Source organism: Cellulosimicrobium sp. NPDC055967, from assembly GCF_042269845.1.
Classification (GTDB): domain Bacteria; phylum Actinomycetota; class Actinomycetes; order Actinomycetales; family Cellulomonadaceae; genus Cellulosimicrobium.
The window spans coordinates 73,905-92,970 of record NZ_JBHJYJ010000008.1 but is presented as its reverse complement, the minus strand read 5'-3'; the positions used below and the strand labels follow the sequence as shown (position 1 = coordinate 92,970).

The following is a 19,066-nucleotide window of genomic DNA, read 5'->3' as shown; positions in this document are numbered from 1 at the left end:
CGCCCGACGGCGCCCGGTCAACCCTCCCGGGCCCGCAGGTGTGGCGGACGTCGCCCGCGCACGTACCCCGGGCCCGATCCCGCGCCAGTAGGCTGGACGCCATGGCATCCCACTACGACGTCGTCGTCCTCGGTGCAGGTCCCGGTGGTTACGTGGCCGCGATCCGTGCAGCCCAGCTGGGCCTGTCGGTCGCGGTCGTGGAGGAGAAGTACTGGGGTGGGGTGTGCCTCAACGTGGGCTGCATCCCGTCCAAGGCGCTCCTGCGCAACGCCGAGCTCGCGCACATCTTCCAGCACGACGCGAAGACCTTCGGCATCTCCGGTCAGGTCAGCTTCGACTTCGGCGCGGCGTTCGACCGCTCGCGCACCGTCGCGGAGGGGCGCGTCAAGGGCGTGCACTTCCTCATGAAGAAGAACAAGATCACCGAGTACGACGGCCGCGGTACCTTCCGCGACGCGCACACGCTCGACGTAAAGCTCGCCGACGGCTCCACCGACCAGGTGACGTTCGACAACGTCATCATCGCGACCGGCTCGAAGGTGCGGCTGCTCCCGGGCGTCGAGCTGTCCGAGAACGTCGTCACGTACGAGAAGCAGATCCTCACGCGCGACCTGCCCCGCTCCATCGCCATCGTCGGCGCCGGCGCGATCGGCATGGAGTTCGCCTACGTCCTCAAGAACTACGGCGTGGACGTCACGATCATCGAGTTCCTCGACCGCGCGCTGCCCAACGAGGACGCCGACGTGTCGAAGGAGATCGCCAAGCAGTACAAGAAGCTCGGCGTCAACCTGCTCACGTCGACCGCCGTCCAGACCGTCAAGGACAACGGCGCCGACGGCGTCACCGTCAGCTACAAGGGCGTCAAGGACGACAAGCCGGGCGAGCTCGTCGTCGACAAGGTCTTCATGGCCGTCGGCTTCGCGCCCAACGTCGAGGGCTTCGGCCTCGAGAACACCGGCGTCCAGCTCACCGAGCGCGGCGCCATCGCGATCGACGACGTCATGCGCACCAACGTCGAGCACGTCTACGCCATCGGCGACGTCACCGCGAAGCTCATGCTCGCGCACGTCGCGGAGGCCCAGGGCGTCGTCGCGGCCGAGACCATCGGCGGCGCCGAGACCCTCACGCTCGGCGACTACCGCATGATGCCGCGCGCGACGTTCTGCCAGCCGCAGGTCGCGAGCTTCGGCCTCACCGAGCAGCAGGCCCGCGACGAGGGCTACCAGGTCAAGGTCGCGACCTTCCCGTTCATGGCGAACGGCAAGGCGCACGGCCTCGGCGACCCGGTCGGCTTCGTCAAGCTCATCTCCGACGAGACCTACGGCGAGCTCCTCGGCGGTCACCTCATCGGCCCCGACGTCTCCGAGATGCTGCCCGAGCTCACGCTCGCGCAGAAGTGGGACCTCACGGTCAACGAGGTCGCGCGCAACGTGCACACCCACCCGACGCTGTCCGAGGCTGTCCAGGAGTCGATCCACGGCCTCGCGGGGCACATGATCAACTTCTAGAAATCGGGACGAATCGGTCACCGATCGATCGCCTGGTCAGAGGCCCGGATCTGCGAGTTTCCGCAGGTCCGGGCCTCTTTTCTGTCGTGGTGAGGCCTGGACACCTAGAGACAGAGGGACCCCTTTCGTGCCACGAGATGTGGCACGGGGGTGGCGCGAACCAGGAGGATCGAGATGGCCACGAAGGGTGCGGCGCGACAGCGTCGCGAGGCATGGGGCATGCTCCGTCAGCTGCCGTCGAAGCGGTGGCAGGCGCGGTACAGGGGCCCCGACGGGAACGTGTACTCCGCGCGCACGGAGGCCGGGCAGCCGCTGACCTTCCTCACGAAGACCGACGCGCGGGGGTTCCTCAACCAGACGCACGCGGCGATCGCGCGCGGCGAGTGGGAGTCGCCCGAGGACGGGGTCCGACGGCGGGAGGCCGAGGCCGCGGCCGCCGCGCTTCGAGACGTCACGTTCTGTGAGTATGCGCTGGCCTGGCTGGAGCGGGTCCAGCACGAGCCGGGCAAGGGCGGGCGGCCCCGGCGGCCCGGCACCCTGATCACCTACCGCGGGCGGGTGCACAACTACCTGCTGGAACCGCTCGGCGACGTGCGGGTGCGCGACATCGACACCGCCGTCGTCCGGGAGCTGACGGCGCAGATCGTCGCACGGCCATCGGTGCTCAAGCCGGGCGCGACGCACAACGGTGTCGCCGGCGACGTCGTCGACATGCTCAAGATGATCCTGCGCGCCGCCATGCGCGACGGACTCCTCGAGACGATGCCCGACGTGCCCACGCCGTCGCGCCGCTCCGTGCGGCACGACGACGCGCACGCGCCCGAGGACGACGTCGCCACGCCCCAGCAGGTCGACGCGCTCTACGCGGCCGTGCAGCCGCGCTGGCGCATCGCCGTCCTGCTCGCCGCGTGGTGTCAGCTGCGCCGCGGCGAGGTGCTCGGACTGCAGCGGCGCGACGTCGTCTGGAACCCCGGGCGGACTGCCGCCACGCTGTACGTGCGACGGCAGAAGAGCGGCACGACCGGTGCGCTGGCCGACCCCAAGTCCGAGAAGGGCGTCCGGTCGATGGCGGTGCCGCCGCTGATGGTGGAGCGGTTGCGCGAGCACCTGGACGCGTACGTCGGGGAGAAGCCGACCGCGCCCGTCGTCCCGCTCACGGACGGGGGTGGCCGGCACCTGTCGTCGACGACGTGGAACAACGCCTGGGCCGAGGCGCGGACCGGGGTGGAGGAGCTGCCCGCGGGGTACAGGTTCCACGACCTGCGGCACACCGGGCTGACGCGGTTCGCGCAGGAGGGCGCGACGCTCGCCGAGCTCATGCGGCGCGGCGGACACTCGGACGTCAACGTCGTGCTCCGCTACCAGAAGGCCACCATGGCGCGGGACATCGACCTCGCCGCGCGGATGAGCGCCACCGTGCTGTCGGAGCTCGAGTCCGGCCGTGGGGACGCGTGAACACCTGTGTCGTGAGGGCGGCACGAGGGTGCCGCCGGGAAGGAGCAGGGTCATGGGAACCGTCACGGTCCAGGAACGACCAGGAGGGCGCGGGCGGCTCGTCGATCTCGCGGCGGCCGCCGACGAGCTCAGCGTCTCGGTGAAGACCGTCCGCCGGCGCATCGCCGACGGCACGGTCACCGGGTATCGCGTGGGCCGGCTCATCCGCGTCGACCTCGACGAGCTGCGCGAGCGGTTGGCCGTCGCCATCCCGACCGTGCCCAGAAGGTTCGGGGCTTGACCCGAGCCGGTGGCAGACGAAGCCCACGGTGCTGCGGAGTCCGCAGGCCGTGGGCTCCGCCGCGGAGCGCCGGAGCCGGCCACCTCCACGGTGGTGGGGAGTCACCACCACCGTTGACTTCCCCACGAAGATCCCGTGCCGTCGACGGTCCGGTGGTGAGGAGTCCTCACCACCGTGGGCTTCCCCGCGACGCGCCGGCACTCCGGTCGTGATGACTCATCACCACCGGAGGGACCGCCGCAAGCGGCTCCGCGCGACCGGTGGCACGACCACCCTCCCGATGAGAGGTGCATGCCGTCCGACGTCGGGCGGTCCGACGTCCGCACCGACACCCACGCGTAGAGCTCGCGGCTGCGGGAGGAGTCCATGCCGTCGATGGTGGCCCGGGTGCGTTACCGGAAACGTACGGGGTGGGTACCCCGTACGCACCCCGTACGCACCCTCCGTGCTGGTGTCATCGCAGGTCAGGGTGCGTACGGGGGAAAAGCCTGAGGGGCTCTCCGAACGGGGCCTGACGCTGTTCTCGACGGGCCCTGATCGCAGTGGCCTGATCAGACCGCTCGTTCCTCACCGTATACAGGTCTACCCTTGCTGTAGACAGTAAGGAGGTGGTCCGGGTGTCGGTCCTGACGCTCAAGTCGGCACGCGCGGCGGGGCTGCGCAAGGACGAGGTCTACCGCATGGCCCGGTCCGGGGAGCTGGAGCGGATCGGGCGCGGGGTCTACATCCGGCCCGGTGAGCTCGATCCCGCCGTGGCGTCCTTGGCGGGTGCGACGGCGGTCAAGCAGGCCGCGACGATGTGTCTGACGAGCGCGCTGGTCTACCACGGGCTGAGCGACGAGATCCCGCTCGCGACCGACATCGCGCTGCCGCGCGGCACCAGGTTTCCTGCGGGCTTCGAGCACGTGGTGTGGCATGCCTTCGGGCAGGCGACGTTCGACGTGGGCCGAACCGTCATGTCCGAGCACCCGGAACTGCGGGTGTACTCGGCCGAGCGGACCATCGTGGACGCGTACCGGATCGCGCATCTCGAAGGAATCGACCAGGCCAACGAGGCGCTGCGTCGCTGGGTACGACGCTCGGGGAGCTCACCTGCTGAGCTGCTCCGCACCGCAGGGCACTTCCCGCGAACCGTCACCGTGATCCGCGATGCGCTCCAGGTGCTGCTGTGAGTCCGAACCCGACACGCGACACCCCGGTGGGCCGGGCGTACAACGACCTGCGCAACCTCGCCAAGGCTCAGGGCCGCGATCCGGCGGAGTATCTGGCGCTGTATGCGCTCGAGGGCTTTCTGACACGCCTTGCCGCTTCCGACCTCCGCGATGACTTTGTGCTCAAGGGTGGCGTGCTGCTCGCGGCCTTCGCCGCGCGTCGCCCTACCCGGGACATCGATCTGGCCGCGTCGGGATTCCCGAACGACGTCGACGACGTCGAGCGCCGGGTCCGGACGATCCTGGCGGTCGACGTCGTCGACGGTCTGGAGTTCGACCTCGGCGCGGTACGCAGCGAGACCATCCGCGACGAGGCGGACTACACCGGCGTCCGCGTCCACCTGCTCGCAGTGGTGTCGAAGGCGCGCGTCCCGATCCACGTCGACGTCAACTTCGGTGATCCGATCTGGCCGGCACCGCAGGCGACGACATTGCCTCTGCTCCTCGGTGGTGAGGTCGAGCTGAACGGCTACCCGGCGCACATGGTCCTCGCGGAGAAGATCGTCACCGCGATCGATCGAGGGGCGGCCAACACGCGATGGCGGGACTTCGTCGACATTACCTCGATCACTCGCACCCAGACCATCGACGGAGCTGAGCTTGCCGCCTCGATCCGTGTCGTGGCGAATCACCGGAACGTGGGAATCCGGGGCCTCGACGAGTCGCTCGCCGGCATGGGCGAGGTCGCACAGCCCCGGTGGAGCGCCTGGCGACGGAAGCAGCGTCTGGCAAGCAGCACGCCGGAGCGCTTTCACGACTTGCTCGACGAGGTCATGACGTTCGCCGCACCTGTCTTGGACGGCTCGGCCGGTGGTCTCACATGGCAGTCGTCCGCGCGCGTATGGGCGCGCGAACCGTCCATGGGCGGCACGCTCAGCAACGACCCACGTGGATAGAAACCTGGCAGTGTCCGGTCGAGCGCGCGGGGGTTGTATCCACGCGTCGGTCTTCAGCCGTTGCCTCTCGAGCCGAACCTGAGATTCCCGCAGGTCGGCCTCGGAGCCTCATCCCCAGAAGATCGGGTCCTCGTGGCTGCCGATGTGGTCGAGCAGGCCCTGCACGTTCTTCGTCGGTCGCTTGCGCTTGTACTCGTGGAACTTCAGGTTCCGGTCGCGCCAGTAGATGCTCCACTGGCCAGTCGTGGTGGTGTAGCGCAGCCGGGCGACGGGGAAGCGTGTCCAGTCGCCCTGGCCGTCCCACGGTGGGCGGGTCTCGATGATCGTCACATGCCGGTCGGCGATCTCGGCCTCGACGCGCACCTGGTCCCACAGATGTTCGGGAACCTGCGCCCGGCACCATCGTCCGATGCGCAGCAGGTCGGCCTCGGGCATCGTCATGGTGGTCATTCTGGACGACGACGCCCGCGGGCACGCGCAAGAACCGCCCGCCTCACGACATGATGTCGACGACGGACCATGTCGGGAGGAGCGATCGTGCCATCCGCCAGTGACGGGCCGCCGACACCGGAACGTCGGCGTCTCGCGCGCATGCCGCTCTGGGCGACGGTTACGGCGCTGGCCATCGTCGCGCTCACCATCGTCGCCGCCATCGTCGCCGCCGTCGTCGCCGCCGTCGTGCGGCCGGAGGCGCCCGGACTGCAGCAGGCGTGCCCGGCGATCGGCTACTCAAGCCTCCTCACGGTGACGCTCGAGGGAGACACGTCCGAGGTGGCCGTCCTCCAGGTGCGCGACGACGACCAGTGGCAGCCGCCATACCCGCCGGACGCGGAGGTGCCTGCGATCCCGACGACGCACGACGGAGACACGTGGACCTTCACGCTGTTCTCCTCGCCGCGCTCGGTGATGCTCCGTGCGCTGGACGACGACGGGGACGTGCTTGAGCGGACGGAGGTCGACGTCGGGTGGGAGCGCGTGGGCGGGACGGCCGAGTGCGGCGGCCCGATGGAGGCGCACGTCGACTGGACGATGTGACCGTGGGCCGCGCCAGCGGTGCAGCTGACGCACCGCCGAACCGGTCAGGCCGTCTCCGTGTGGGTCCCGACGTTGATGACCCGGCCGTCGCGCCCGCGGTAGAAGAACCGCGTCACGCCCCACGGTTCGCGGGTCAGGGGATGCACGATCTCGACGCCCGTCGCACGGGCGCGCTCGAGCGCCGCGTCCACGTCGTCGACGACGACCGAGACGTCGGGGTTCACCGTCGCCGAGGCGTCGCGTGACATCAGGCTCAGCTGGTGGCCGCCGCCGTCGGCCAGGGTGACGATCCACCCGTGGTCCATGACGACCTCGAGCCCCAGCACCTCCTGGTGCTCGCGCACCGCCTGCCGCACGTCCGGGACCGTCAGGATCGGCACCACTCGCTCCACGCGCACGGGTCCAGGGAAGCACGGATACCCAGTCGTCGGCGCCTCGGGAGGCCCCGTGCGACCGCGCGCCCGGTGGTGCGGGGAGAATGGCTCCGTGGACACGAGCGAGTTCGTCGTCGAGACGCCCGATGGCGACGTCGGGTTCGCCGGTGCCGGACCGGCCGCAGAATTCCTGCTCGGCGCCGGCTTCGCGAACGCTGAACGGGAGCCGCGCTGGCACTTGCGCTGGTGCCTGGACCGCATGGCGGTCGGCGAGTCGATGGACGTCGGCCACGCCCGCGTCGTCCGCGAGACGGCGCCCTGACGCCGTCCCGGTACGGCTACGAGAGCGTGCGGGTCACGTGCTCGAGCCGGCGGCTCACGCTGGCCGGCTCCTCCACCGTGAAGCCGTCGGTGCACCCGTAGGCTCTTCGCGATGCCACTGATCACCCTCGCCGACGCCGTCCTGCCGCTCATCCGGACCACCAGCCGTGAGCTGTGGCGATACTCGAACGCCATGCGCCACGGGGCACAGATGCGCGACGGCGTCGCGATCCTCGAGCTCGCCGTGAACGACCCGGCGACTTTGCCTGCCAGCTTGGAGATTCTCGCCCCGACACCGGAGGAGACCTACCGGGTCGTCCACAAGGCGCTGGCCAGCGGGATCCGCATCATCGCCCGCGCCGACGACTCCTCGGGCGTCATCGGTGACGCGATCCGTGGCCTCATCGCCATCCACCCCGTCGCTGCCGCCGCAGCGCACATACCGCCGCTCAAGCTCGCGGAGTGGATGTGGAAGTTCCACTTCGACGAGGACGTCGACTACTTCGAGCTCGACCCCGTCGCCTACGCCCCGGCCCTCGGGGAGGCGGGCCTGACCCGGTTGCGCGAGCACGTCGAGGATCTTCGTCACCAGGTGGCCGCCCAAGCAGGCGACCACGGGTACAGCCACGAGGCGTTCCTGCTCCGGTGGTTCGATCAGCGTCTGGCGGTGCTCGACGGCGACGTCGACGCGATCATCCGCACGCACCTCCGCGAGGCGAAGGTCGCGGCGTGGTTCACCGATACGGCGAGGGCGCTCGCCGAGATCGAGCGGTACGACCTGGCGATCGAGTGGGCGCGCAAGGCCATGGAGTTCGACCGTGGCCACCAGGCGCGACGGGGCGCCGACTACTGGTGGGGTCTGGTCGGCGAGCACGCCCCGGACGACCTCTCGGACGCCGCGTGGACGCTGTTCCGCCGGTGGCCGGGATCCGACACCGCCGCCCGGGTCGACAAGGCCGTCGGCGCGGCGGCGCGCGAGGAGATCGTCGCGGCGTTGGAGACCGCACCGTCGGCGCTGGTCTACTACCTCGTCGACACCGTCGGCGACGTCGAAGGCGCGTGGGACGCCGCGCACCGGCTCGGGCTGGACGACCGGCACGCATGGGACCGTCTCGCCGCCGCGTACGAGACGATCGACCCGGCCGCCGCGATCGAGGTCCACCTGCGGTCCGTCGCCGCGAACCTGGTCGAGGCGAACACCCGCGCCTATCGGCCCGCGGCCCGCGAGCTCGCCCGGCTGCGCCGCATCGCGGTCAAGGCCGGGCCAGGAGCCGTCAGCCTCGTCGACGCGGCGATCGCCGACCTTCGCGAGAGATACCGTCGGCGTCCCAGCCTGCTCGACGCCTTCGACAGGGCCCACCTGCCGTAGCGGCGAGCTCAGCCGAGCAGGTCGGCCGGGGTGAGGGTCGTGATCCCCTCGAAGCTGCCTCCGGAGCGGGACACGGCGATCAGCGGGGTGTCCCGGTCGGCCCCGGGGACAACGCTGCGCTGGTTGACCAGCCCGGTGGCGTCATGGATGTCGAAGGGTGCGCTCTCGCGCCACTTGATCGAGCCGACGAAGGTGACGGTCTTCGCAGGACGCCGGTCGGCGCCGACGAGGTCGACCTCGACATCGCCCTTGCGGTTCCACCAGCCGCCGACGACGGCGGACGCGGGCACGACGTCGTCGTCGAGCGCGCGCTCCCACAGGAGTCGCCTGATGACGGGCTCGACGGCGCGCCCGCGCCACGTCGACCACCCGCGCTCGATGCGCCGCGTCACGATGTCCCCACGGCCTGCATCGATGAGGTCCGCGGCGTCGTGCAGGAACGCGAGCCAGAAGCGCATGTACGGGTCGTCGATCCGGTACTGCTTGTGGTGGGCAGGCTTGGTCGAGAGGGGCTCGTCGACGGCGACGACGCGACGCTCGACCAGCTGGTCGAGCGAACGCGCGAGCGAAGCGCGTTGGTCGACCTGGGCGGCCTGGCCGATCGCCGTGAACGTGCGGGCGTCCGTGCCGATCGCACGCAGTACGTCCTTCGCCTGGGTCTCGGAGGGGAACTCGGAGGAAAGGACCCGTTCGCCCGAGACGACGAGCGTGCTGATCGAGGTGGACAGGCCGTCGGCGAGGTAGTCGGCGACCGACTGCCCACGTCTCCACGCCGTGACGAGCGGGGGCAGGCCGCCTGTCACCAGGTAGGCGTCGATCGCTGGCGCTGCGTCCAGGCCCGTCATGGTCGCCACGTCCTGCGGGGTGAGCGGGTGGATCTCCCTGTCGACGCTGCGGCCGTAGAACGGGCGCCCGTGGCTGGTGAGCCGTTCCATCTCTGACTGATTCGACCCGACGAGGACGAGGAGCACGGGCAGCGCCGAGAGCCGGGTGTCCCACACACCCTGGAGCGCGCCCTCGAATCCTGGGTCGCCGGTCAGGTAGGAGACCTCGTCCAGCACGATGATCGACACGCGGTCCGTCGGCAGCGCGAGTGCCAGGACGGTCAGGGCGTCCTGCCAGGAACCGGAGACGGCGTATCCGGCGGCGTCTGCACCGGGCAGGCCGGAGGCGGCGACGGTCTCGAGAAGTCGGCGCTGTTCGAGCTCGGGGCGCGAGCCGTCCGCCAGGAAGTACAGCGACGGCAATCCTGCGCGCGCGACGAACTCGGTGACGAGGCGGGACTTGCCGACCCTGCGACGACCACGCAGGGCGATCGCCCTTCCCGGCCTGTCGGAGGTCGGATTGCGCACCTGCTCCAGGACGTAGTCGAGGTCGGCGAGCTCGCGCTTCCGACCGACGAAGCCGGTCACCATGGTTTCCTCCGATGTAGGTCGCATCAAATGTTACCTACATCTGATGTTACGTACACGACGTGACGGCGCCCGTCCGGGCCGGGAGGGTGCGACCGTTACGCGAGCGTGCGTGTCACGTGCTCGAGCCAGCGACTCACGGTGGCCAGCTCGTCGGGGGTGAAGCCGTCGGTGAGGCGGTCGTTGAGCTCGGCGAGCGCGGTGCGGACGTCGGCGAGGGCCGCGGTGCCGGTGGGCGTGAGGTCCAGGCGGACGGTGCGTCGGTCGTCGGGGTCGGTACGACGTCGCACGAGGTCGGCGCGCTCCATGCGGGCAAGCAGGCCGCTGGTGCCGGCGGGGGAGGCCTGCAGGGCGGTCGTGACCTCGCCGATCGTCGCGCCGGGGTGGTCGGCGAGGTGCAGCAGGACGCCGGCGGCGGGGGCGCCGAATCCCTGGCCGCCGTTCCCGGTGCCGTGCGCGCTGCCGCGTCGCGCGATCCAGCGCCGCATCTGACGCTCCGCGGCGGTGGTGAGGAACACCAGCCGCGGCGGGCGGCGCGTCATCGTCGCGGCTTCCTGGCAGGGAAGCGGACGTTGCCGTCCTCCTGTGCCGGGGCGGCCCCGGCGCGGGCGTCGAGCCAGGCGAGGAGCTCGGGCCAGAGCGTGTCGCGCAGGCCGCGGCGGAAGAAGCCCAGGTGCCCGATCTGATCGACGCCGCCGTCGGCAGGGCTCCACGTGCGCCGCTCGACGCGGGCGGCCGTCAGGCGGTCGGCGATCGCGTCGATCTGCGCGGGCGTGGCCCACGGGTCGTCGGTGAACCCGACGGCGAGGACGTCGCCGGTAACGCGCGCGGCGTCCGCGGTGGCGGTCATGGTCGGGTCGTCGAAGAAGTAGTGCGGCAGGGTCGACCAGCGGCTCCACTCGAGCATCGCGGCGGCGGGCATGTCCTCCCCGAGGCCCGTGCGGCGGCCGGGGACGTAGCCGAGCATCCGGGCCGTCGCGGGGCCGAGCACCCGCAGGATCAGTCGGACGCGCGCCCGCTCGGCGCGGTCGGGGATCGTGGTCGTCGCGGCGACGTGGGACGCGACCGTGACGAACCCGGCCAGGCCTCGGGAGCCCCGTCCGAGCGCGAGCGCGTGCCCGCCGATGCTGTGCCCGACGGCGAGCTGCGGCACGTCGCCGAACCGCGGGCGGGCCCACGCGGCGACCGCGGGGACGTCGTCGGCCATCCAGTCCCGCATGCGCAGGCCGCGATGCTCGCGCGGGCTGCCGGACCGGCCCGTGCCGCGGTAGTCGTACGTGACGGCCACGTACCCGCTGGCGGCGAGGAACTCCGCGAACCCCGTGTACAGGCGCTCGGGCACCGCCGTCGCGGGGTGGATCACCACGACGCCGCGCGGCGACTCGTCGGCCGGCTTGCGCACCGTGCCGACGACCCAGCCGCCCGCCGGGATCTGGATCCGCAGATCCTCGGACTCGACCGTCGTCGTGTCGTCACTTCGCATGCGAAATACCTTAGCGGCCCGCGCGACGGGGCCCGTGGTCGAGCGGCCCTGAGGACGGGTCGTGTGTGGCACTCTGCGGTCGTGAATCAGCCGAGCCGGCCGCGACGAGGCTTCTGGTACCAGGTGTGGCGACCTTTCCGAGCCCTCGGGCGAGGGTTTGCCCGAGTCCTGGAATTCTTCGACCTCATCAGCGTCGTCGTGAACGCCGGACGAGCCATCGTCTGGCTCGTCCGTGGCGTGGGAAGCATCGCGGCGCGCGTCTTCGACTGGTGACGGCCTGCCCGCGGACCGAACTTCGCCCGCTTGCATTGATGACGACGGCGAAGAGCCCAGCGACGATGTCGCCATGAACGCTGTGCTCTACTCGGTCGCCGACACGACCCCGCGCTATGACCATGGACCGCGTACCTTCGGCGACGCCATGAAGGGACTTCGGTTTCGACGAGCCATGGCTACGTTCCTGGTTGGTCGACGCGATCGACGGGCTTGACGACGGCGCGGGGTGGGGTAGCCACCAGTTCTGGACGCCCCCGTACCGCGGCTACATCGCAGTGGGAGAGCCGCGCGACGAGAGCGGGACGAAGTGGAGTGTCGGCGTGTACGTGCGGCGCCGGAGCCTCCAGTACCCCGACGGCGGCAAGTGGCCGACGGTCTACTACCCGACGGCCTTCATGGCGTGATCCGAATGGCGACCTGTGGCCCTCGGCCACGACCTGTTGCGGACGCGCAACGCGGGCGTTCACACGTCTGGCACCCGAGGCTGACAGAGTCCGCTGAAGGCCCGCGAGGTGGCGCGGTTGCGGCATCATTCCGTCCATGACGAGCGCCGGTGGCGAACTGCCCAACGATCGCGTGACGACCGAGCTTCGCCGCTTGGCATCCACGCTGCGCAGCGACTTGGCCACCAGCGCTGAGGTGTCTCGGCCCACCGTCGACGGTGACGTCGTCGAGGGCTTCTCCGTGCGACCTGCGACTGACGGCGCGCTGGAAGTCTGGCTGATGCACGACGCGGACGGCATCATCGTCGGGCTTGAGGGATGCCCGGGGTGGCAGCTGCCGCGGACGCTGTCGAGCGTGGACGTGGTCCGAGCGATCGTCGATGCGGTGGTGGCAGGAAAGGCCGAGGTCGGAACTGGGCGGAAGGTGCGCTCGTACCGGGTCGCGCTGCCTGATGGGACGGTCATGGCGGACAGCGCGAAGGGCGTGCTTGCTTCGCTTCTCGAGTTGCCGTGGAAGCCCCGCATACATTGGGCCAGCGCGAAGGCGTACACCAACTGACGTCGGCGACCGACCGCTCCCGATCGGCGCTGTGATTCCGGCGCTGATCGTTTGTGGAGTCCGCCGCACACCTCCCAGGTGTGACGGTCTCGCTACGAGTGATCTCGGCAGGGCAGGGGTACGCGTACCTGCTGCGGTCAGTCGTGACCGGCGACGGGAACGCGGCGCAGGCGTCGGCGTTCACGAGGTACTTCACAGAGGCGGGCACGCCGCCCGGGGTGTGGATGGGCCGCGGGGTCGAGCACCTCGGTGAGGGCGCACTGGAACCGGGGATGACGGTGACGCCGTCGCAGCTGCAGGCGCTGCTGGGCCACGGCGCGGACCCGGTGACAGGCGAGCCGCTGGGCCGGCCGTTCCGCGAGTATCCGACGGCGAAGGAGCGAGCGGCGGGTCGGATCCACGGCGTGGATCGGTCGCTGCCGGCTGCGGCGTTCGATGCCGAGGTGGCGCGGATCCGGGCGCAGGAGGCGGCGCGCGGGAGCCAGACGGCGACGGCGGGGTTCGACCTGACGTTCTCGGTGCCGAAGTCGGTGTCGGTGCTGTGGGGTTTGGCGGATGCGACGACCCAGGAGCTGATCGTCGCTGCGCACCACGACGCCGTCGGGCAGGTGCTGGACTTCCTCGAGCGGGAGGTTGCCGCCACGCGCACGGGGCATGGGGGAGTGGCGCAGGTCCCGGTGGTCGGGGTGGCGGCGACGGCGTACGACCATTGGGACTCGCGGGCGAACGATCCGCAGCTACACACCCACCTGGTGATCTCGAACAAGGTCAAGGCCGCCCACGACGGCCAGTGGCGCACCCTGGACTCGCGCGCCCTGCACCACGCCGTCGTCGCGCTGTCCGAGCACTACAACGCTGTCCTGGCCGACCGCCTCACCAACACGTTCGGCATCGGCTGGGAGCGACGCGAGCGCGGCGCGGACAGGTCGCCACAGTGGGAGATCGGCGGCGTCCCGGACGAGCTGCTGGCGGAGTTCTCCTCCCGCAGCCGGGACATCGAGGTCGTCAAGGACCGTCTCATCGAGGAGTTCGTCGTGTCGCACGGGCGCCGGCCGTCCGCGAGGCAGGTCGTCAAGCTACGCGCGCAGGCCACGCTCGAGACGCGCCCCGAGAAGACCATCCACTCCCTAGCGGAGCTGACCGCGGACTGGCGGCGTCGAGCCCAGCCCGTGCTCGGCAGCGAGGCGGCGGCCTGGGCGCGGCGCGTGGCGCTCGGCGGGTCCGTACGGGTGCTCAGCGCGGGCGCCGTTCCACCGGACCTGGTCGACGGCGTCGCCGCCCAGGTTGTCGACGCCGTCTCGCAGAAGCGCGCCACCTGGACGCACTGGAACCTGTGGGCGGAGGCGTCGCGACAGACGATGGGATGGCGGATGGCGACCGCCGCCGACCGTGAGCAGGTCGTGGCGCTCGTGGTGGACGCCGCGACGCGACGCTCGGTACAGCTCACGCCCGGAGAGCTGGCCAGCACTCCCGCGGCGATGCGCCGAGCCGACGGGTCGAGCACCCTGCGCCCGCAGCACAGCGAGAAGTTCACCAGCCACGAGCTGTTGGCCATGGAGGACCGGCTCCTGCTCCTCGCGGACGACGCTGGAGGGCCGGTTGTCGACCGAACGACGGCGTCGCGCGTCGTTGCTGGACGCACGCCCGACGGCGTGACACTCGACCCCGAGCAGGCTCGCGCCGTCGCGCAGCTCCTCACGTCCGGTCGGCGGCTGGATGTGCTCGTCGGCCCGGCCGGCACGGGCAAGACGACGGCGATGTGCGCCCTGGGGGCGGGGTGGATCGCGGCGCACGGTCACGGGAGTGTGGTCGGGATGGCGCCGTCGGCCGCAGCGGCCCAGGTCTTGTCCGACGATCTCGGCATCCGCTGCGACAACACGGCCAAGTGGATCCACGACCGCCGCTCCGGGCGCGCGGACTTCGCGCCGGGGCAGCTGGTGATCGTCGACGAGGCCACGCTCGCCTCCACCCGGGCCTTGGACACGATCACGGCCCGTGCCGCGCGGGTTGGCGCCAAGGTCGTCCTCGTCGGCGACCCGGCCCAGCTGCAGTCCGTGGGCGCCGGCGGCGCGTTCGCCATGCTGGTTTCGGCGCGCGGCGAGGGCGTGCCGCGGCTGACCGAGGTGCACCGGTTCTCGCATGACTGGGAGAAGATCGCCTCGCTGCGCCTGCGGGGCGGCGACCCGACGGTCATCGACCAGTACGAGTCACGCGGGCGTCTCCGTGAGGGCGGCACCGACGAGATGGTTGACGCCGCCTACACCGCCTGGCGCCGCGACGCCGAGGCCGGCAGGGCGAGCATCCTTGTGACCGAGTCGGCCGAGGCCGTCCGACAGCTCAACGACCGTGCCCGCGCCGAACGCATTCGCTCCGGCCTGACCTCGGCTGGTCGCGACGTCGTCCTGCACGACGACGCGCGCGCGTCTGCGGGCGACGTGATCGTCACGCGTCGCAACGACCGCCGGCTTCGCACCGGTCCAACGGGCTGGGTGCGCAACGGCGACCGCTGGACGGTGACCCACGTGCGCCTCGACGGCGTGCTGGAGGTCCGCCCCGAGGGCCGACTGCGGGGGAGCGTCGTGCTGCCTGCGGGCTACGTCGCCGAGCACGTCGACCTCGGCTACTCCGTCACCGCCCACCGCGCCCAAGGGCTGACGGTCGACACCGCGCACGTCGTCGTCTCGCCGTCGAGCACCCGCGAGAACCTCTACGTCTCGATGACGCGAGGTCGCCAGGCGAACACCGCCTACGTGGCGCTCGACCGGCCCGACCCGCTGCATACGACCCCGCCCGACCCGGACGTCACCGCGCGCACTGTCCTCTTCGGAGTCCTGCACCACACCGGCGCCGAGATCTCGGCGCACCAGGCGACCGAGGCCGAGCAGAACCGGTGGGCCGGCATCGCCCAGCTCGCCGCCGAGTACGAGGCCATCGCCACCGACGCGCAACGTGATCGCTGGAGTCGACTCGTGCACGGCGCTCTCTGCAGCGCCGGCGGCCTCGGGCGCGACGACGCCGATCGAGCGGTCCAGTCGGAGGCCTTCGGGGTCCTCGCGGCGGGACTGCGGCGTGCGGAGGCGTATGGGTACGACGTCGACGCGCTGATGCCGCGCCTCGTCGCTCGGCGCAGCCTTCTTGATGCCGACGACGTTGCCGCGGTCCTGACCGCGCGCCTGGCCCGCGTGACAGCTCGACCTCTGCGTGGGGTGCAGCCCGACCTTGTCGGTGGGCGCATCGCCGCCGCCCGCGGACCGTTGCCGGACGAGGCGGTCCGCGCCCTGGACGAGCGTCGCGCGCTCATCGAGACTCACCTGCGGGAGAGCCGGCGACAAGGTGTCCGGAGGCGCCGTCCTGCCAGGAGCGGCCCACACCGGCCGCGACCGGCGGATGACGACGGCCTTAGCCGGTGAACGAGGGTGAAGAAACGCGCTGGTGCCGCGAGCCCGGGCCGGCCGTGGTGCGGTACGTGAGTGGCGGGTCAGCCCCCGCACCTACGATCCGAGAGGTCGAAAGTCGGCGCAAGTTCTGTATCAGTGTGCGCCGACCCTGGCGATCCTCAAGGTCGCCTTGGCGGACGTCGACATGGACGCGACCGGGGCGAGCGACGCCCAGGCGCAAGGAACCCACGTGCCTGCGACCGGCCGGGCTGCGCCATCGCAGGCACGCCGGACGCGGCCTGAACGTGGGCGTGACACGGCAGAAAACGCCCAGCGGAGGCTCGCTCGCGCGAGGCACGACTCGCTGCCGACGGAACGCCGGTGATTGGAGTCGTTACTTGGGCTCCGCGTGTCTAGGACGCAAAGAGTCGCTCCCGCTCCGCCTCGACGACCTCTCGCGCAAGTTCGGCCTCGGTGATGTCGAACGCCTCTTCGGCGCTGTGGGCGGTCGCGCTGACGCGGGCGAAGTCGTCGAAGAGGGTCTTCTTGCTGGCGAGAATCTCGGTAACCCGCTGGTCGACGCCTTCCTCGGAGAGCAGGCGGTGGACCTGGACGGTGTCGAGTTGGCCCATGCGGTGGGCGCGAGCGATGGCCTGCCATTCGGTCGTCGGCTTGAGTTGGGGTTCGCAGATGACGATGACGGACGCCGCCTGGATGTTGAGTCCGACGCCGCCCGCGACGATCTGGGAGACGAGCACCGCACCGTAGCTTGCCTTCGAAAAGTCGTCGACCATGCGCTGGCGTGCGACGGCGGCGACGGAGCCGGTCAGTGGTCCGAAGACGCGACCGGGAAGGGCGCGGGCAACTTGGTCGAGCACTTCTCGGAAGTGGGAGAAGACGATGACGCGTCGTCCGTTCGCCTCGGCCTCGTCGACGATGGAGCGGAGCCGTTCGACCTTCATGGACTGCTGGCCGTGGATCATGGCGGCTTGCCGCATGGCCATAAAGTTGCCCGCCTGGACGGCGGCGCGGTAGGCGGCGGAGTCGGCCGAGGACATCGGCATGACTTCGTCTACCTCGACGAGTTCGGGGAGTTCCTGGAGCACGTCCTCTTGGTTCCGTCGCAAGTATGCCGGTGCGACCTGCTTGCGGAAGGTCCGCGGGGACAGGCCGTTGGTCGAGACGACGAGCGAGGGCTGGACGTACTTCACGAGAGCGGCGAACTCGTCGAGTCGGTTCTCGAGAGGTGTGCCGGTCAGCAGCACGGCACGGTCGCTGCGATTTAGGAGTGCTGCCGTATTCCGGGATCGCTGGGCGTTGGGGTTCTTGATGTAGTGCGCTTCGTCGACGATGACGGCGCCGACGTGGCCTACGGCGGGATGGTGCTGCTGGAACCAGTTGAGGGTTTCGAAGGTGGTGACGGCGACGCCGCCGAACCGGATCCAGGAGCGCGCCGACTGCTCGCGGCTCTTGCCGTGGATCCGGTGGGCGCGCAGCTTCGACTTCGAGTGGATCTCGCGGATCCAGTTGGTGACGACGGCTGCGGGACACACGACGACGAAGTGGTTGTACCCGTGTGCGCCGCGCAGGTGCGCGAGCACGGCGATCGCCTCGACCGTCTTTCCCAAGCCCATCTCGTCGCCGATGATCACCTTGCGCTGGACGAGCGCGAAGCGCGCACCGAAGCTCTGATATCCGCGCAGGGTGCCGACTGTGAGGTGCTCGGCGTTGAGCGCGAGCGCGCGGACGGCCTCGACGATCTCTTCGGGCAGGTCGCCGTGGGCCTTGCCTTCGTCCTCGGTCAGGAACCCGAGCTCTTGGAGCATGCCGTAGTAGTCGGCGGGTCGGGCGAGGAAGTCGTCCCAAGGGTCCTCGGGGACGGCGCCGCCGCCGGGCCTCCCGGCCGCGAGTGCCGTCCCGCGGGCGACTACAGCATTGACGCCGACGAGGAGCTCGGCAGTGTCGAGCGCGGTCCCAGAAGCGACGATCAGATGTGTCGTGCCGCCGTCGACGGCAGCGACGAGGTCGCGGAGCTCGCCGGCGCGTTCCAGATCCGAGGTGGCGTTGCGGAGCGTCCGCGCGGCGTCCCACGCGCCGAGGGCTTTGAGGAATGCCGTCGCCTCACGGGTTCGCTTCTTGATGTCGATGCGGACGGGCATCTCATCGAACGTGGTCTGTTCGATGGTGACTGCGGCGCCTCGGATGCGTCGCGCGGACGCCTCGCCGATCCCGGGCAGAGTCTCCAGCCTCCGCGCGGCCAGTTTGACCTCCTTGACCGTGGTGAGGCCCGAGTCTATGAGCGGCTTGGTGACGAGCCGCTCTGCGGTAGCCTCGCGCAGCCGGTCGACGTGCATGGTGGCGAGCATGGCGTCGGTTTCTGCACGGCGGAGCGTGTCGCCGGCCTGCGCCGCCGCCTTGCGGTAGGTCTCCTCGCCCTTGAGCGCATTGTCGATGGCAGCGATGGCATCGCGAAGCGGTCCGATCGGCGTCGCGCGGATGAGGTCCAGGCGTCCGAGGGTCTTCAGGTGGGGTCGTAGCCCGACGACATCGGACAGGGAATCGGCAGTGCCGAGGGCAGCGACGCCGTTCTCGGTGGGGCGAAGACTGTAGATGAGTCCATCGAGGCCCCGGTTCGTCGCCCAGGCCTCAAACTGGGTGAGGTACTCCGCCGCAAGAGAGCCCGCATTCTTGCCCTCCCGGGACGTGAAGAACCGCCGCATGCCGAGGAGGGAGCGAGCATCGGTGATCGCCTTCGGGACCTGGTCGGCGAGCGGTGCGAGGTCGCGCTCGTCGAGGCCCCGGATCCGTGGAAGTTGTGTTGCCGCGGCGAGATCGCGGATCGCGTGGGCGGCGCCCCGCCCGAGCGGGACGACATTCCACGTGACGCGGCCGTTGCGCTTGACGGAGATCGTCCGCGTCAGCGTGCGCAGCGCGACACCACCGGCTTTCTCGACCTCCGCGCGCTCGGCCTGCATCTGGGTGGTCGCGATGTGCCAGCCGTAGGTGCGCTCGATCGTCGCGGTGAGCCTCTGACGGTCGTCCTTGCTCATCCTGCCCTCGTGGTGGT

General features: G+C 70.5%; 17 protein-coding genes. 11 read left to right on the top strand and 6 right to left on the bottom strand.

The window, feature by feature from the left end; translation table 11 throughout:
- The first annotated feature begins 101 nt into the window (after positions 1–101).
- From lpdA to ACFC2L_RS12350, 5 genes are all read left to right on the top strand, one after another.
- Positions 102–1,508 (top strand): dihydrolipoyl dehydrogenase, encoded by a 1,407-nt coding sequence (lpdA, locus tag ACFC2L_RS12370; RefSeq protein ID WP_375824603.1) that lies wholly within the window; start codon positions 102–104, stop codon positions 1,506–1,508.
- Positions 1,509–1,727: 219 nt separating this feature from the next.
- Positions 1,728–2,963 carry a tyrosine-type recombinase/integrase gene (locus ACFC2L_RS12365; protein WP_375824602.1) on the top strand — a complete coding sequence of 412 codons (1,236 nt, stop codon included), beginning with the start codon at positions 1,728–1,730 and terminating at the stop codon, positions 2,961–2,963.
- A 52-nt stretch (positions 2,964–3,015) separates the two neighbouring features.
- Positions 3,016–3,243: a helix-turn-helix domain-containing protein gene (locus ACFC2L_RS12360; protein ID WP_375824601.1), complete on the top strand. Its 228-nt coding sequence runs from the start codon at positions 3,016–3,018 to the stop codon at positions 3,241–3,243.
- Between the two features lie 617 nt (positions 3,244–3,860).
- Entirely contained in the window at positions 3,861–4,415 is a 555-nt protein-coding gene (locus ACFC2L_RS12355; protein WP_375824599.1) for a type IV toxin-antitoxin system AbiEi family antitoxin domain-containing protein, read from the top strand.
- Entirely contained in the window at positions 4,412–5,350 is a 939-nt protein-coding gene (locus ACFC2L_RS12350; RefSeq protein ID WP_375824598.1) for a nucleotidyl transferase AbiEii/AbiGii toxin family protein, read from the top strand. The genes ACFC2L_RS12355 and ACFC2L_RS12350 overlap by 4 nt, the downstream gene beginning before the upstream one ends.
- A gap of 108 nt (positions 5,351–5,458) precedes the next feature.
- On the opposite strand, the gene ACFC2L_RS12345 is transcribed toward ACFC2L_RS12350, so the two are convergent.
- Positions 5,459–5,791 (bottom strand): DUF3024 domain-containing protein, encoded by a 333-nt coding sequence (locus ACFC2L_RS12345; RefSeq protein ID WP_375824597.1) that lies wholly within the window; start codon positions 5,789–5,791, stop codon positions 5,459–5,461.
- Positions 5,792–5,887: 96 nt separating this feature from the next.
- On the opposite strand from ACFC2L_RS12345, the gene ACFC2L_RS12340 reads away from it, so the two are divergent.
- Positions 5,888–6,385 carry a hypothetical protein gene (locus ACFC2L_RS12340; RefSeq protein ID WP_375824596.1) on the top strand — a complete coding sequence of 166 codons (498 nt, stop codon included), beginning with the start codon at positions 5,888–5,890 and terminating at the stop codon, positions 6,383–6,385.
- Between the two features lie 44 nt (positions 6,386–6,429).
- On the opposite strand, the gene ACFC2L_RS12335 is transcribed toward ACFC2L_RS12340, so the two are convergent.
- Positions 6,430–6,765, bottom strand: a complete 336-nt coding sequence (locus ACFC2L_RS12335; RefSeq protein ID WP_375824595.1) for a VOC family protein — start codon at positions 6,763–6,765, stop codon at positions 6,430–6,432.
- 106 nt (positions 6,766–6,871) lie between these two features.
- On the opposite strand from ACFC2L_RS12335, the gene ACFC2L_RS12330 reads away from it, so the two are divergent.
- Positions 6,872–7,081, top strand: a complete 210-nt coding sequence (locus ACFC2L_RS12330; RefSeq protein WP_375824594.1) for a hypothetical protein — start codon at positions 6,872–6,874, stop codon at positions 7,079–7,081.
- 111 nt (positions 7,082–7,192) lie between these two features.
- Positions 7,193–8,449: a hypothetical protein gene (locus ACFC2L_RS12325; RefSeq protein ID WP_375824593.1), complete on the top strand. Its 1,257-nt coding sequence runs from the start codon at positions 7,193–7,195 to the stop codon at positions 8,447–8,449.
- 8 nt (positions 8,450–8,457) lie between these two features.
- On the opposite strand, the gene ACFC2L_RS12320 is transcribed toward ACFC2L_RS12325, so the two are convergent.
- The 3 genes from ACFC2L_RS12320 to ACFC2L_RS12310 all read right to left on the bottom strand — a co-directional run bounded on the left by ACFC2L_RS12320 (position 8,458) and on the right by ACFC2L_RS12310 (position 11,344).
- Complete coding sequence (locus ACFC2L_RS12320; RefSeq protein ID WP_375824592.1) at positions 8,458–9,861, bottom strand: ATP-binding protein; 1,404 nt, start codon at positions 9,859–9,861, stop codon at positions 8,458–8,460.
- Between the two features lie 98 nt (positions 9,862–9,959).
- Entirely contained in the window at positions 9,960–10,403 is a 444-nt protein-coding gene (locus tag ACFC2L_RS12315) for a MarR family winged helix-turn-helix transcriptional regulator (protein WP_375824591.1), read from the bottom strand.
- Positions 10,400–11,344, bottom strand: coding sequence for a serine aminopeptidase domain-containing protein (locus tag ACFC2L_RS12310; protein WP_375824590.1), 945 nt, complete (start codon positions 11,342–11,344; stop codon positions 10,400–10,402). The genes ACFC2L_RS12315 and ACFC2L_RS12310 overlap by 4 nt, the downstream gene beginning before the upstream one ends.
- A 464-nt stretch (positions 11,345–11,808) precedes the next feature.
- On the opposite strand from ACFC2L_RS12310, the gene ACFC2L_RS12305 reads away from it, so the two are divergent.
- The 3 genes from ACFC2L_RS12305 to mobF all read left to right on the top strand — a co-directional run bounded on the left by ACFC2L_RS12305 (position 11,809) and on the right by mobF (position 16,032).
- Complete coding sequence (locus ACFC2L_RS12305; RefSeq protein ID WP_375824589.1) at positions 11,809–12,024, top strand: hypothetical protein; 216 nt, start codon at positions 11,809–11,811, stop codon at positions 12,022–12,024.
- 136 nt (positions 12,025–12,160) lie between these two features.
- A complete protein-coding gene (locus ACFC2L_RS12300; protein ID WP_375824588.1) occupies positions 12,161–12,622 on the top strand; it encodes a hypothetical protein in 462 nt (153 codons plus the stop codon).
- 98 nt (positions 12,623–12,720) lie between these two features.
- Positions 12,721–16,032: a MobF family relaxase gene (gene mobF / locus ACFC2L_RS12295; protein ID WP_375824587.1), complete on the top strand. Its 3,312-nt coding sequence runs from the start codon at positions 12,721–12,723 to the stop codon at positions 16,030–16,032.
- 380 nt (positions 16,033–16,412) lie between these two features.
- Here the strand turns inward: mobF and ACFC2L_RS12290 are convergent, their stop codons facing one another.
- Positions 16,413–19,049 (bottom strand): DEAD/DEAH box helicase, encoded by a 2,637-nt coding sequence (locus ACFC2L_RS12290; RefSeq protein WP_375824586.1) that lies wholly within the window; start codon positions 19,047–19,049, stop codon positions 16,413–16,415.
- Positions 19,050–19,066 lie beyond the last annotated feature (17 nt).

Excerpts from the sequence above, each read along its gene's own strand:
- lpdA (WP_375824603.1), top strand. The coding sequence starts at position 102 with ATGGCATCCCACTACGACGTCGTCGTCCTCGGTGCAGGTCCCGGTGGT.
- ACFC2L_RS12315 (WP_375824591.1), bottom strand. The coding sequence starts at position 10,403 with ATGACGCGCCGCCCGCCGCGGCTGGTGTTCCTCACCACCGCCGCGGAG.
- ACFC2L_RS12310 (WP_375824590.1), bottom strand. The coding sequence starts at position 11,344 with ATGCGAAGTGACGACACGACGACGGTCGAGTCCGAGGATCTGCGGATC.
- ACFC2L_RS12360 (WP_375824601.1), top strand. The coding sequence starts at position 3,016 with ATGGGAACCGTCACGGTCCAGGAACGACCAGGAGGGCGCGGGCGGCTC.
- ACFC2L_RS12345 (WP_375824597.1), bottom strand. The coding sequence starts at position 5,791 with ATGACGATGCCCGAGGCCGACCTGCTGCGCATCGGACGATGGTGCCGG.
- ACFC2L_RS12325 (WP_375824593.1), top strand. The coding sequence starts at position 7,193 with ATGCCACTGATCACCCTCGCCGACGCCGTCCTGCCGCTCATCCGGACC.
- ACFC2L_RS12300 (WP_375824588.1), top strand. The coding sequence starts at position 12,161 with ATGACGAGCGCCGGTGGCGAACTGCCCAACGATCGCGTGACGACCGAG.
- ACFC2L_RS12365 (WP_375824602.1), top strand. The coding sequence starts at position 1,728 with ATGCTCCGTCAGCTGCCGTCGAAGCGGTGGCAGGCGCGGTACAGGGGC.
- ACFC2L_RS12290 (WP_375824586.1), bottom strand. The coding sequence starts at position 19,049 with ATGAGCAAGGACGACCGTCAGAGGCTCACCGCGACGATCGAGCGCACC.